The sequence below is a fragment of the Idiomarina loihiensis genome, assembly GCF_024584785.1.
GTDB classification, from domain to species: domain Bacteria; phylum Pseudomonadota; class Gammaproteobacteria; order Enterobacterales; family Alteromonadaceae; genus Pseudidiomarina; species Pseudidiomarina fusca.
Map to the genome: position 1 here is coordinate 1,728,640 of NZ_CP074112.1, position 13,641 is coordinate 1,742,280.

At 48.1% G+C, this 13,641-nt stretch carries 17 protein-coding genes; 6 read left to right on the plus strand and 11 right to left on the minus strand.

Going from position 1 to position 13,641, the window contains the following annotated elements; genetic code table 11:
* Positions 1-5: 5 nt before the first annotated feature.
* Positions 6-1,169 (minus strand): iron-containing alcohol dehydrogenase, encoded by a 1,164-nt coding sequence (locus KGF88_RS08290; RefSeq protein ID WP_153825982.1) that lies wholly within the window; start codon positions 1,167-1,169, stop codon positions 6-8.
* Positions 1,170-1,531: 362 nt separating this feature from the next.
* Between KGF88_RS08290 and KGF88_RS08295 the strand changes: the two genes are divergently transcribed.
* The gene (locus KGF88_RS08295) at positions 1,532-2,704 is read left to right on the plus strand and encodes a porin (RefSeq protein ID WP_153825983.1); all 1,173 of its coding nucleotides are present in this window, start codon (positions 1,532-1,534) and stop codon (positions 2,702-2,704) included.
* Positions 2,705-2,852: 148 nt separating this feature from the next.
* A complete protein-coding gene (locus KGF88_RS08300) occupies positions 2,853-4,280 on the plus strand; it encodes a plasmid pRiA4b ORF-3 family protein (protein WP_162014456.1) in 1,428 nt (475 codons plus the stop codon).
* A gap of 26 nt (positions 4,281-4,306) precedes the next feature.
* On the opposite strand, the gene KGF88_RS08305 is transcribed toward KGF88_RS08300, so the two are convergent.
* The gene (locus KGF88_RS08305) at positions 4,307-4,804 is read right to left on the minus strand and encodes a hypothetical protein (RefSeq protein ID WP_153825985.1); all 498 of its coding nucleotides are present in this window, start codon (positions 4,802-4,804) and stop codon (positions 4,307-4,309) included.
* Positions 4,805-4,808: 4 nt separating this feature from the next.
* On the minus strand, positions 4,809-6,035 hold the full coding sequence (locus KGF88_RS08310; protein ID WP_153825986.1) for an ATP-binding protein: 1,227 nt from the start codon (positions 6,033-6,035) through the stop codon (positions 4,809-4,811).
* A gap of 280 nt (positions 6,036-6,315) precedes the next feature.
* Here KGF88_RS08310 and sugE point away from each other — a divergent pair, with 280 nt between their 5' ends.
* Positions 6,316-6,633 carry a quaternary ammonium compound efflux SMR transporter SugE gene (gene sugE / locus KGF88_RS08315; RefSeq protein WP_153825987.1) on the plus strand — a complete coding sequence of 106 codons (318 nt, stop codon included), beginning with the start codon at positions 6,316-6,318 and terminating at the stop codon, positions 6,631-6,633.
* Between the two features lie 209 nt (positions 6,634-6,842).
* Complete coding sequence (locus KGF88_RS08320; protein ID WP_153825988.1) at positions 6,843-6,998, plus strand: hypothetical protein; 156 nt, start codon at positions 6,843-6,845, stop codon at positions 6,996-6,998.
* Positions 6,999-7,505: 507 nt separating this feature from the next.
* On the opposite strand, the gene KGF88_RS08325 is transcribed toward KGF88_RS08320, so the two are convergent.
* The 7 genes from KGF88_RS08325 to KGF88_RS08355 form a co-directional block, all read right to left on the minus strand.
* Positions 7,506-7,805 (minus strand): type II toxin-antitoxin system RelE/ParE family toxin, encoded by a 300-nt coding sequence (locus tag KGF88_RS08325; protein ID WP_110076043.1) that lies wholly within the window; start codon positions 7,803-7,805, stop codon positions 7,506-7,508.
* Positions 7,802-8,041: an addiction module protein gene (locus tag KGF88_RS08330; protein ID WP_110076042.1), complete on the minus strand. Its 240-nt coding sequence runs from the start codon at positions 8,039-8,041 to the stop codon at positions 7,802-7,804. Before KGF88_RS08330 ends, KGF88_RS08325 begins: the two co-directional genes overlap by 4 nt.
* A 152-nt stretch (positions 8,042-8,193) precedes the next feature.
* Positions 8,194-8,496, minus strand: coding sequence for a type II toxin-antitoxin system RelE/ParE family toxin (locus tag KGF88_RS08335; protein ID WP_110076041.1), 303 nt, complete (start codon positions 8,494-8,496; stop codon positions 8,194-8,196).
* A complete protein-coding gene (locus KGF88_RS08340) occupies positions 8,484-8,741 on the minus strand; it encodes a type II toxin-antitoxin system Phd/YefM family antitoxin (RefSeq protein WP_022990189.1) in 258 nt (85 codons plus the stop codon). Before KGF88_RS08340 ends, KGF88_RS08335 begins: the two co-directional genes overlap by 13 nt.
* 76 nt (positions 8,742-8,817) lie before the next feature.
* Complete coding sequence (gene brnA, locus KGF88_RS08345) at positions 8,818-9,087, minus strand: type II toxin-antitoxin system BrnA family antitoxin (RefSeq protein WP_110076040.1); 270 nt, start codon at positions 9,085-9,087, stop codon at positions 8,818-8,820.
* On the minus strand, positions 9,077-9,340 hold the full coding sequence (locus KGF88_RS08350; RefSeq protein ID WP_110076039.1) for a BrnT family toxin: 264 nt from the start codon (positions 9,338-9,340) through the stop codon (positions 9,077-9,079). The genes brnA and KGF88_RS08350 overlap by 11 nt, the downstream gene beginning before the upstream one ends.
* 129 nt (positions 9,341-9,469) lie before the next feature.
* A complete protein-coding gene (locus KGF88_RS08355) occupies positions 9,470-9,865 on the minus strand; it encodes a hypothetical protein (protein ID WP_202912491.1) in 396 nt (131 codons plus the stop codon).
* Between the two features lie 461 nt (positions 9,866-10,326).
* Between KGF88_RS08355 and istA the strand changes: the two genes are divergently transcribed.
* Both istA and istB read left to right on the plus strand, forming a co-directional pair.
* On the plus strand, positions 10,327-11,826 hold the full coding sequence (gene istA / locus KGF88_RS08360) for an IS21 family transposase (protein ID WP_257119919.1): 1,500 nt from the start codon (positions 10,327-10,329) through the stop codon (positions 11,824-11,826).
* The gene (istB, locus tag KGF88_RS08365; protein ID WP_110077105.1) at positions 11,823-12,566 is read left to right on the plus strand and encodes an IS21-like element helper ATPase IstB; all 744 of its coding nucleotides are present in this window, start codon (positions 11,823-11,825) and stop codon (positions 12,564-12,566) included. Before istA ends, istB begins: the two co-directional genes overlap by 4 nt.
* Positions 12,567-12,879: 313 nt before the next feature.
* On the opposite strand, the gene KGF88_RS08370 is transcribed toward istB, so the two are convergent.
* Positions 12,880-13,539, minus strand: coding sequence for an outer membrane protein (locus tag KGF88_RS08370; protein WP_110076038.1), 660 nt, complete (start codon positions 13,537-13,539; stop codon positions 12,880-12,882).
* Positions 13,540-13,641 lie beyond the last annotated feature (102 nt).

The window sequence follows — 13,641 nt, forward strand, 5'->3', positions numbered from 1 at the left end:
GCTCCTTAGTAGGCTTCGCGATAAATGGCTTCGATATCTTGCACCGAGAGCTCGCGTGGATTATTGCGCAATAGCCGAGTGACCCCACTTGCGGCTTCCGCAAGCTCAGGTAAGGCCGACTCAGGGATGTCAAACTCGCGCAGTTGCGCCGGAATATTGACCGCCGCACACAACGCCTGCATTTGCTGTAAGACATAATTCCCAGCCGCTTCTACGCTGATACTATCCGCCGCACCAAAAGCTTTGGCTAATTCGACAAAGCGCTCAGGACAAGCCGCTTGGTTCCAACGCATCACTGGCACCAACATCACCGCATTGCTCATACCGTGTGACAAATGATAACGACCTCCTAGCGGGTACGCCAAAGCATGAACAGCACCCACCCCAGCATTACCAAAAGCCAGCCCAGCCATCAAACTGGCGGTGGCCATTTCTTCGCGGGCGACCATGTTGTCAGGCTCTTGATAAGCCTGCACCAAACTGGCTTTGATTTTACGGATAGCCGCCAACGAATAGGGCTCGGTTAACGCCGTCGCAAATCTTGAAAGGTAACTTTCTACGGCATGCACCAACGCATCAATACCGCTGGCCGCAGTAACACCTGGCGGACAGCTCAAGGTGAGCTCTGGCGCCACAATGGCCACATCAGGCAACAGCTCATTACTCACAATGCCCTTTTTTAACTGGGCTTGGGTGTCAGCCAAAATAGAAATGTTGGTGACTTCTGAGCCGGTACCTGCGGTAGTAGGTAAACAAATCAGCGGGTATTGCCGAGGTTTCACTTGGTCTTCACCGAACAGCTCCGCTAACGGGCGCGTATCACCAGCGTAAACCGCCACGGCCTTGGCCGTATCCATGGCACTACCGCCACCAATCGCCACAATGCCATCGCAACCTTCTGCCATAAACAGCTCGCGACAGGCTTCAACCACCGCCATCTCAGGTTCAGCTGAAATCGCATCAAAGACAGTCACTTGATGCACACCAGCTTGGTTTAACTGGGCGGTAACCGTAGCGATAATGCCCGCCTCACTCACCCCGCGATCACTCACCAATAACGGGCGCTGCATAGCAAGCAGTTGCATCTCGTGCGCCAACTGATGACTAGCATGGGCGCCAGTTAGCAACCGTCGAGCGGTTTTAAAGGTTTGAACCGTTGAAGTACTCATGATCTTCCTCTCGTTGTTCTTGTTCTTGTTATTGGCGTTCGATAGTCGGTACCTTGGATGACAAACATAGATGCAAACGACGTACCAACTTTTACAATATTTATAACACCATGTTTTTAAATGTTTTTTTGTTTCAAGCCTAAGAGTCTCGCCCATCTTGTTGATGACAATTATCATCAAACTACACCCAATGATGATAATTGTCATCAAGATTGTTTGTATCTCAAAAAATAAATGGCTTTAAAAACATATAGTTATAAATAGCTACCGACTTGGCACAGCCATTGCACCTATCACCCACATCAGCATCATCTCATTCTGAGAGCTGTCACCAACGATAATAACAACAAGAGGCAATGGTTATGACTGACAAAACAACACGGCTTTATCTTCCAGCAGTAATGAGCGCTCTGTTACTGGGCACCGCTCCAGCCTATGCCAACAGCAGCAGCGAGCCCGTTTGGGATTTTGGCTTTCACGGTTATGTGAACGCCCATGCAGTATTCGCCGATTGCGATGACTCCGGGGCCGTCGTTGCAGGCAATGCCCTGCTCTGTACCGGCGAAGATGCTACCTCGGTATCCAACGGCTACAGCCCCGCTAGTTTCCAATTCTCCGCCAGCACCCAACGCGAAGGCTTTGATATCAAAGCAGTGATCGCCATCGAGCCCGGCACCACCGATAACAGCGCTTTTAACGGCAACGGCGACAACCGTGCTTATCGCGCCTTCTTTACGGTAGGCAACGCAGAACTAGGAACCATCAAAGTGGGTCGTGATTACGGCGTATTCGGTATCGATGTAGTACTAGAAGATATGGCATTAGGCGGGGTTGGCGCACCAGCGTCCATTCGTAGTCCTCTGAACACCACTCTAGGTGCGGCTGGCTACGGCTACGTATTTGCAGATAGGCTGTCACAAATCACATACAGCCGTCAGTTTGGCGAGCAATGGCAGGCCGATATCGGTATTTTTCAGCCGTTAGATCCAGTCAGTTTCGGCGGTAACGGCTATGTCGGCGACTCAGGCTCTGAACGGCCAGGTATTCATGGTCGATTGCGCTACAACTACGAGCAAGGGTTTGTCTCTAGCACCTTCTACAACCAAGATGTTAGCACCCCAAGCGGCAGCTACAGTGCCCGTGGCATCGATATCACTGCGGCGCTGCAGTTGGGCGATACCCGCTTCATGGCATCAGCGTTCGACGGTCAAGGTTTTGGCTATTACGGACTTTTGATTGATGCAGCCGATAGCAATGGCGCTCCACGCGATAGCTCGGGCTGGTTAGCCCAAGCCACCCACACCATAGGAGCCACCAAATTTGGCATCAACTACGGCGTCTCACAAGTCGACCTCGCTGGCGTTGATACCTTGGCGCAAGTAGAACAACAAAGCAAAGCCAGCATCGGCGTCTGGCACACCCTCTGGAGCATGTTCACCATCTCTGGTGAAGTCTCTCGCATGGATGCCGAAAGCCACGCCGGCGACAGCATCGAAAACACCGCCATCAGCGTCGGCCTCGCCCTCAGCTTTTGAGGAACTTGCAGACCCACCTCCGGACCCCGCTCCGGAGCCACCTGCGGCCCCAGCTACGGAGCTGGGGCCGCAAGTCCCTCCAAGTCTCTCCACGTGCTCGCAAACTTCTGCTATCCTACCCACCACCACCCCGCAGCGAGCACTATCCATGGCCAAATACATCACACTGAACATTCATCTTGAAGACGCCCCTTACCAAGTGTCGCGCCAGCTGTTGGTGCCAGCTAAAATCGATTTATACCGGCTGCATTACTACATTCAGCTAGCGATGGGGTGGACCAATTCCCATCTGCATATGTTCAAAACTGCAGCAGGCTTCTTCTCGAACAACGATGACCCTTTTGATGATCCTTTTGATAACGAGCAACCTGAAATAGGTGCCAAGCTAGTCGCCCAGCTGCCACGCAAAGGCGATAGCCTGCTTTACGTTTATGATTTTGGCGATGACTGGCGTCATACGGTAACTCATGGGGGCAGCAGCATTCAGCCTCGGCACAGCTCGGTTAAAATCATCGAAGCGGTGGGTGCTTGCCCAACTGAAGATAGCGGCGGCGTTGCACATATGCCCGAGCGCTCCAGCAACAAGCCTAACCTAGCGCAGATCCAACAGCGCCTCGATCAGTTTATCGAACTAACAGAACAACAAGCCCACGACCACGACCGTGCTTTTGCATTTGTAATGGGTGACCAGGAAGCACTAGATGAGACTGACGGCGAGGATTTTCTTGACGAAGAGGCGTTAGCGGCCCAAATACTGTTACAACAAATCATCGCGAACATGGATGCGCAGCAGCGTTATCAGCATGTGAACGAGTTTATCAACAAGCCATTTACGCACCCGCCGATGCACCTTGCCCCACCACCCAACGAGCTGGTCGCTGAGGCGCCGATTATGAAAGCTCTGCTGCCGCTACTGCAAACCATGTGCGACAAGCCCATTAAGCTCACGGCTGCAGGCTATCTGCCGGTAGCTTGGGTCAAACATATGTGGACTGAGCTCAATAGCCCCGACACTCCGTGCATTGGCAAACAGCAATACGAAGTACCTAACTCAGAATCGAAAGTCACCATGGTTGCTGCTGCTCGACACATTATGGCGCAGAGCAGCTTGGTTAAAGCCAACAAAACCAGTTTAACCATCACCGCGAAAGGTAAAAAACTAGTAGCTAGCCAAGCGCTGGGCGAGATTTATCACGAACTATTAAAAGCCTGCTTAACCACGTTTCATTGGGGTTTTGTGTTCGGCGACCAGGTGTGTCCACTGCAACGTGCCGTAGCTCCTTCGGTGCTTGCCATCAGCCACTATCTGCCGCAGCACGAGTTTCCAGTTAACATGCTGTACGACATGACCAGCACCTTAATACCCGCGCTTAACGAAGAGCCGATCCCGGCTAGTGCGTGGCGAGATGATAGCGATCATAGCGAACGACAATTCTACTTCGCCTATCGCTACCTCACGTTGTTTGGCATCTTCGGCATCTGGCAACACCAAGCCACCAACGACTACCGTCGCTTCGACACCCAAGCCTACCAAGTCACAGTCACCGACCTTGGCCGCAGCCTGCTGGCGCCATGATGTGAGGTATCTAAAGTGGCATCGGTTTAAATACTAATCAGCGGGTTGAGTTTGACGTTTTTAATTCCAACTTCATCTTTAAATAAAGCTAGCTGCTGTTGTTTAATAACATGCGTGCATGGCTTCAAAGAGTTACTCAACTGTGCGATGATTTTTTTCCTGTCGACTTGTCCATTTTGAGACTCAATGAAAAGATAAATTGTCGCGCGAAGCTGCTTAAAGCCTTTTGACATCCAGCTACCCTTTTTTCGAGCTTTAAGCTCAACAAAATGATAGATGTCGCGATAATGCAAAATACCATCACACCGGGTCACCTGATTGCCTTGTTCGTCTGAGCAATCAACACAATTATCGATAGCCCAAAATGCGATATTTAAGCATTGAGGATTAGTTACCGTTGCAATCCACTTTACTTTGTCGGTTGAATCGGTATTCAAATATGCAGGATTGTTATCATCATCGTCACATATTCCAAATAACAAGTCTGTGAGACTACTTTTACACTCATCCTTGAGTAAATTCATCGGATCACTCCATCCACAATAGTTCAGAAAAAAGCTGATTCGTTTCTTCCAGCTCATTATTAAGTTGGTTATCGTCGGCAACCAACCCATTGTACCTTTCGACTACTTCAATACTGCCATTCTCACAAAACGCATAAACATTAGTTGTGCTCGGATCAATACTTGATGCTTCCGGACAAATGTCTCGTATCGCATCAATATTCTTCAATTGTTTGTTATTGAATCTTTCATATACATCAAAGGCTTGTATTGCAATATTTAAATAACTGATGATAAACGGGCTATGTGTAGTGATGACAAGTCTGTTGCCCGCCTTATCTTTTACCGCTCGCAATACCTCAAAAAGTGCTTGTTTCTGCGATGTTGGAAACAGATTCTGCTCTGGTTCTTCGACAATATTGACAAAAGAGTTATAGGTGTAACGACGAACAAGTGCATCAAAAGCGCTATGGATACTTCCTAATTCCTCACCTTTTTCAATGGTCGCTTCGAACAACTTAATAAGCTCTTTGTTTAAGCGTTTCTCCAAAGCCACACTGAGATCTCTCTGTTTGGCCTTATCGGATTTGAGCACAAATTGTGATAAATATTTAGTCACTATCACTAATGGCACATAACTTTGATATCCGCTTGAAGCATGCAATAAATTAACTCGGAAGCTTGCCCCAGTGATAAAAGACTGCTTACTCTTACTCTCATAAGCAAACACTGCATTCCCTAGCGATAGCGGTAGCGCTTCATTAGCATAATGCTCTTTGGCTTCAACATACTCTGATAAAAAGGCCTTTAGCGCTTTAGGTAGCTTAGAAATCAATTCCGGCCTATCAATTGCAGCAAGAAAATTCCGCTCAGCTGGAACGTACATTATTTTCGGTGAATCATAAGGGGCATCAGTTAGACGTTCTGAAGTAAAAGTTTTATTCAATAAAAGAAAGCGAAAGGCCTGCCCTTCGTACTCCACATAAGACTGTTCACTGAAATAACTCTGTAAACCATGAAATGAGACAACTTCATTCATGAAATACTCGTAATCAAGAGTTTCATGAATTTCTAGATCACCCCGTTGTAAAGATTTCTCGAGCCATGCAAGCGACGAATAAAGCTTTGCAACTGTACTTTTCCCAGATCCTTGGGTGCCCGTAAATAAAGTAACGCCGTCAAACTTGATTGCGGCACCATTTTCTACTCCAGCTTTTATTGGTCCGACATTTCTAATCCGTAAGCTCGTCATTTTTACATTCGCTTTATTTCAGAGGTAAGGTTTGATTATTTGAAATCGAAGCATTTAAGCTCTGACACTATCAGATGAAGTTCATTATGGGCATATTTGAGATGATTATAAAGAGGAGAAGGCGCTAATTCGTGTCAGCATATTCGTCTTACATACCATCAATGGTTGTTAGGCTGTCTTTCGCAAGATAAAATACTCTTTCTTCAAAGGAGGACGACCTCCCCCGCCTTGGGAATAAATGACTAGGACGACCTAGCACCTTTATATTTCGGAGGGGTCAATGCCTTGGATCTATCTTCTCATTGCCGGTGTACTTGAGATTGTGTGGGCTTACACAATGAAGCAGTCTCATGGCTTTAGTAGGCTCATGCCATCAGTCATTACGATTGTTGCAATGGTGGCCAGCTTCGGACTACTAGCCGTTGCCATGCGAACCATTCCACTTGGAACGGCCTACACGATATGGACAGGGATAGGGGCTGTAGGAGCTTTTCTTGTCGGTATTGCCTTTTTGGGCGAACCCGTCAACGCAGCGAGAATCATTGCGGCAATCCTCATTGTTTCAGGTCTGATATTAATGAAGCTATCTAGCACCTGAGAATTAACAGCAGGAAATGGCGGCGTTAAGGGAATGGAACAGGCCACTCCTCCTGCGCCTTTGATGACCGGCGATGAAGGCAAATAGCCTAAGGACTTCTCACGCTGCGATGATTCATCAATGAGATTCAGCAATTTGCTATAACCCAAATGACTGTGTAAAATTTCATCGATATTCTAACAGGACGTTAGATACAAATCGGAGCATTGATGATGTTAACCAAAGAACATAAGGAAGTGTGTAAACTGGCAACCTGTAAAGATGTAACCAAAGCAGCAGCTTCAGGTAACGCCCAGTTTCAGTACTTTCTCAAACATGGCAAACTGCCAACCAATAAGGCGAGTATTAAGAAAGCGCTACGTTAATCGTGCGTTTTTTCACAAGTCCTTATTTTAGGCAACTCGACTCTTGGGTCGCGTTGTTTAACACATCCATCTCGCACAAGACGCTGATACTCGGAAACGCTGGTCAAAAATTACTGAAGTTCATTACAGAACCAACTCAATACATGAAGAACACAACGATTACTGGCTACTTTATGCATATGACAATGTCGAGGAAAGCTATTTGCTGCTAACCGTAGTTGGCCCAGAAGCTCATAGCCACAAAAAGTGGCGGTCGTACCTAAACCACATCCACATCAACATCGTTGAACCATGGATAAACGGCAAACTAGATGGGGTTAAATGACGAGGACCACGTTCTCAGCGTTCTGAATGCTCATATGCAGCTCAATTGAATGACTGATAACCTTCTTGGGCAAGCAAGTCGTCATAGGCCCCCTGCAATATCCCCTTGAGTGCTAACGCTCGAGCACAGCGGCAACAGGAAGGCTGTTGTCCGGCGCCGCAGGCGCGCGCTGATGCGTCTTGTTATGTGCGTGGTAGATTCTGCCACCGTTCCGGCGCTTGTCTAGGATGAAATACTGCCAGTATGAGAATGAAGTCGTCTTCATTACGATAGAGCACTCCATGAGGAAATGTATCAAGAGGCCAGCGTCGTATTTCATTTTCGAGAATTTGCATCGCCAACGGTTGCATAGCGACCGCGTTAACCGCGTTTTCTAAGGCATTCTGAAACTGTATCGCTAAATCAGGGCTGATTTTGCGGTAATAGCTTTTTTCCCGCCGAACATCCTCTCGCGCAGATTGAAGAAAACGTACAGGTTTCAACGATCATCAGCCCGAAGTTCCGCAAATACGTCTTCAGATGAGATCGTATGCTCGCCACCATCAAGATAACTTTGATACCTACGATTTGATTCGTTTAGCCAAGCTTGCTCTACTCCTCGGGGATCAGAGTTGGCCCGCTCATCGATACTCTCTAGCAGGTGAACGATTAACCGAGTCCGGTCCTCTTTTGGAAGAGAAAGCGCCTCAGACTCGATGATTTCTGCTGATATGGTCATAAGCCACCTCGTTCAATATTTAACCATTAACACTCTACTACACGAGAATGCTGAAATGAAGCTGTACGCCTGTATTAAGCACATAACGCCCCGCGCATGCGCGCGAACTTGTGAGCGTCGCAGGGGTCGAAGACCCCGAATGACGCGGATTGTTAGCTGTTTCCAAGCATGAACGCACGAAGTTGCCGCTCCTCTCGCATGACATAGAGGACGAGAACCCGCTGCTCATCCTCACGATAAAAAATGCGACACGGTGGAACCACTACCTCCCTGTATACCGAATCCGGGAGCTCTGGAGGAATCCGCCCCGATTTGGGGAAATTTTCCAAACGCTCTGTCTTACCGAAAACTTCCTTAACGAGATCGCTTGCGGCAGCAGGATTGTCCAAAGCAATATACTCAGCAATAGCATCAAGTTCTTGGAGGGCTGGCTCTGTCCAGATTACTTCAGCCATTTACTCATTTTCTCTCTGGCCTCACTTTGGCTATACGTTCTTCCCTCAAGTACAGCACGCTCTCCCCGAGAGAGCCCCTCAAGCAGCTCAAGCCGACGCTGCATGAATTCATAATCTTGCACATCAACAAGGTATGCAGATGGCTGGCCATGCTCCGTAATCAATACGGGCTCTTTCGACAAGTGCAGATCTGCCAGAATCTTTGTAGCTTGGCGCTTGAGGTTCGTAACTAGCTCAACTTTCATGGGTTCACCCTGTTCTAAATTTCAAGTGACACTATAGTATCACTTTACGGGTAAGGCAATCCCAGCTAACGCTTTGCTACTGTGCGCCGCTTGCGGTGTCACTTTTGAGCGGCTTGTTAGCAGCTTCAGCTCGCAAACGCTCCACCAGCCAAACTTTAATGATTGATTGTCGAGTAACACCAATTCGAGCAGCTTCGCGATCAAGTGACTCAACTACCCAAGCCGGAAAGTCTACGTTAATACGTTTCGCTTCCTGGTTTACCCGCCGTGCGCTCTTAACATCCAGATCATCAATGATGTCATCTGCACCTTCATCAAACTTCGTGTCAAAATCTTTAGCTTTCATACAACTCTACCTCTCTCTTACGCGAGCGTCGTACCGAAATAAGACGAATCTTCTCACCTCGATAAGTGATAACAGCAGACCAATGCTTCATCCCTATAAGACCAATAACCAAGTAACGAGGTTCATCGGATGATTTCGCCCGAACTTCCAATAGGTCTTGGTCTTCCCATAAAGCTTGGGCGTCATGGAAGTCGATTCCATGCTTATGGCGATTCGCCTGACTTTTCGCGTCATCAAACTCGAAAATACCCATGAGTATAAATTATTCCTTTTTTACTCATTTGGCAAGGTAGGTGGAGGGAATTGCTAACGCCCACCACACACGCGAGCAACTTGTTGAGAGTCGAGCGCCGAAGGCGCGTTGTTCTGGCGATTGCTATGCCTAGACCGGACCATGTTTAAGACCAGCTTTATTAATGATTAAAGGGATTTGTGATGCAAACCAGTCTTTCTCTCTGGCTCCAAATGTCAATTTCCGTCCGTTTAACCGATAGTCATAAACAACGGTCTCTTGGTGATTTAGTACCGAGAGCTGATGCTTTTCGAGGCTATCTGAAACAACGAACTCGAGCTGAGCACCTTTTGGCATAAATAACAGTTCTGTTTTTTCTGCGTTAAAACGAATTTCGTTTTTTATAGCAAGAGATGGAGCTGTGATATTTAAACAGAAATTTTCTTCATCTATTGTCTGGCGATGTCCGGGCAAAGTAACACATGCCGAAAGAGCAAGGCTTAGGCAAGCTAAAATAACTAGTCTAACTTTAAGAAATACTGACATTTGCTTTCCCTGTTTCACTGTTGTTGCTCCTGAGAGTACCTCAAACCTTTCAGCCGGCATAACGCCTCAATCAGACGCCGCGTCAGCGGTCGGCTGCATTGAATTGATACTCATTGAGCCTTCTCCCCAGTTTGGCAGTGGATAACCACCACACTAAGAGAGCCTCAATAGGTGTTTGCTGTAAGCCACCAACAGCCAACGATGACACACGAAGCAGGCTCACTGGCTCAGAGATTTGGTATTGGCCGCTTACGCGGCGGCCAATAAAAAACTAATGCCTATTGACAGGACGAAGACTCATAGGTGTTAGTTGCACATGCCGCTTTAGTGTTAATGGCCAACTAAACTGACCCACTTTCGGCCATTAATTTTGATCCACTTTTCGTGGCTTCGGCCACATTTTTCTGTACCGTTTCCCGTTCAACTAATAAAGCGGGGGCGGCACATTGAAGGAGTGGACAGTGATACACAAAATAAAATCGATGTACGACAACGGACAAGGACTCTCGATCCGTGCCATTAGCCGAGAGTTGAACATCTCGCGCAACACAGTGAAAAAATACTTAGCAATGGACGCGCAAGGTATCTGCGTGATGATGGAAGATACCTCGCGTGAAAAGTGGCTTGATGGCTATCGCGATTATCTGATCAACCAGCTTAAAGACTACCCCAAGTTGTCCGCAGTGAAGCTCATGCGCCGATTATGTCGCAAGGTGGGCAAGCTGCCCATATCCGAACGCAGCATGCGCCGTTACGTGCAAAACTTAAAAGCCGAGGTCGCTGTCGGCCAGTATCGTTATTATGAACCTATCATCGAAACTGTTCCCGGTGTGCAGTGTCAAGTTGACCCTGGTGAGCTTCGTGGTGTGCTCATCAATGGTAAGCCACACACCGTTTACTTTGTTGCGTTTGTGCTCTCATATAGCCGCCTCATGTACGTAGGCCTTTCGCTGCAACCGTTGAATACGCAGCGCTTTATTGAGATGCACGACGAAGCGTTTCGCTACTTCGGAGGCGTGACCGAAGAATGTGTTTATGACCAAACCAAGTTGGTCGTACTAAGCGAAGAATATCGCGAGCTCAAACTCAATCAACGCTTTGCGCAGTACGCCACGGCGGCATCATTCCATATTCATGCTTGCGAGGGTTTTGATCCGGAGAGCAAAGGCAAGGTTGAAGCAGCAGTTAAGTACGTCAAACAAGACTGTCTGTATGGTGAGTCGTTTCGCAGTGAAACAGAGCTTCGCGCTTACACGCTTGATTGGCTAAATGAAGTAGCCAACATTCGAGTACACGGCACCACCAAAGAGCAGCCGCAGCGCCATTATGACCGCTCAGAGCGGTCACACATGAACCACTATCATGTAGCTATGGCCAGCTTAGACAACACGCCCATGCAAACGCGCAAGGTTGATAAAACGGGGCTGATCTCTTGGGCCTCGAACAAGTACTCGGTGCCTATGGAATGGCAACAAAGCCGAGTTGGTGTCAGTGAAGCCAATGGTCAATTACTCTTACTCGACCCTGCCACCGGTGAGCTTATTGGCCAACATACGGTCAGTCTTGATAAAGGCCTTATTATCAAAAACCGCGACCATTACCGCGACAAAACGCAGGCGGTAGAAGCGCTTGAAGCGTACCTCAACGAGCGTCTAGGTATCGATGTTGGTCGCGCTATTGCGGCACAGCTCAAAGCAACCATGCCTCGGTTCTATAAAGACCAACTGCGCGGTGCTCTGGATGTATTAAAGCACTACGGTGAGTTACCCACGGCACTTACAGCCCACTTGCTTGAGCGAGAAGAGTTAACGGCGAGCAAGATGCGTGAATATATCGATGCATGGTTCAGTGCCGAGCAGCGCGGACGCATGGCCGATGACGAGGAGGATAGCCCCGTGACTATCGATTTAAGCATGTACCGCCGTATTAGCCACGTTAACGCGCAACGGAGCCTATCATGAACCAGTTAGACAACATCGCTAAGCAGCTTCGTAGCTTACGGTTAGGTGCAGCAGCGAGCCAGTTGGCCACTCTGGTGGCCACGGCTGAAGCCAATGAAGAATCCTACTTAAGCTTCGCTGAATCGTTAGTGTCACATGAAATCACCCAACGCAACGTGAACCGAATAAAACGCCACTACAAACAGGCACAGTTCCCAAATGAAAAACGTCTCGACTTGTTCGACTACCGTCACCAAACCACGGTAACCAAGCGCCAAATCAATGGGTTACTCGACTTTAGCTTTATTGATGAGCGCCAAAATGTGATCTTTATTGGCCCGCCGGGCGTGGGCAAGACCCACTTGGCCATTGGGATCGGTCATGAAGCAATCCAAGCTGGATATAAAGTTTTGTTCAGAAACGCATTGACGCTGGTAGAGGAACTTGAGCTTGCCGAAATGAAGGGAGAGCTCAAAAAGCGGCTCACACAGCTAAGTAAATACGATCTCATCATCATTGATGAGTTGGGTTACTTACCCATGTCGCGTCAGTCGCGTTACAACTTATTCCAGCTAATCAATAGCTTGTACGAATATCGGTCTATCATCTTAACAACGAACAAAGATTTTACCAGTTGGGGTGAGTTCTTCCATGATGACAATGTTGCGGTACCGATCATCGACCGCATCATCCATCACTCACACATATTTATGCTCGGAGGAGAAAGCTATCGACTGAAGGAGAAAGTTAGCAAAACCTGATCGCAGGTGGGTCAATTTTATTGGCCAAAAGTGGATCAATTTTAATGGCCATTGACATTTAGCCACCATATGACTCAATTCGAATAACCTTGTTACACTTTACAGAAGTGAATTCTATGACATGGCAAAATCGTTGTGGGCTTTTCCCTTGCTTGGTCTCTCCGTTGACGGCGCCGAGCTTTCCGTGAGACATGACACGATCAATCGTCAGACTGGTTGGTATATTTAGAGCGCCAATGTGATCAAGGATATTTTCTACGGTTGCCACAGAGTCGCCCACTTAGTTCAGTGAGGTGTTGCGGGAAAGTAGAATCTAGAATCGGTACTGCAGCCCGGCGACAAAAAGATTGTAGTTGAGCTTTCCCATTCGAACATCCCAATCATCGGTGGGCGGGTGTTCTTCTGGGTATACCGTTGGTCCGAAGGTGTAGCGGGTGGAGTCTATGCTCAGGTATCGGTATTCGGTAAATAGGATTAAATTTCTACTCAGTTTGCTTTTTATGCCTAGCTTGAATTGCAAGGCAGAGGCTGTATCCGAGGCGTTTGGGTCCGAGTTGAAATGATTGATACCCGGTTCAGACGGATTGGCCGAGTCTGCATTTGACAGGGAAACCCGAGCCATGCCGGTGCTGGCTGCGGCATAGGGGAGGAATCGCTGTGACCAGGGTGTCGTTACTGTCAGCATGGCAGTGGCTAGCAGGGCATACCCTTGGGTGTCGAAACTGAGGTATTGAGTACCGAGATATTGGGGCTCTATGGGCATTACGCCTTCCGGGGAGTGTTTTCCTAGGTAAAGTCCCTCAAACTCGAAAGCCAGCTTCAGTCCCCACCCGGACTCGGCGGAATGCCAGTCCGACCACTCGTAACCAATCTGCAATCCGCATTGACCACCGTCTTTCAGAACGGGCTCGAAATAATACACCACACCTGCCTCAAAGTTTTCCGTAAACTCTTGCTGCCCTCTTATATTCATTCCACGCCACGTAATGAAGCAACCCCTGACGTCAGCCCGGTTAACAATGCAATGTGGTTGGACGTCTCCGATACCCGTGCCGATTTATAGCCGAGGAGCGGC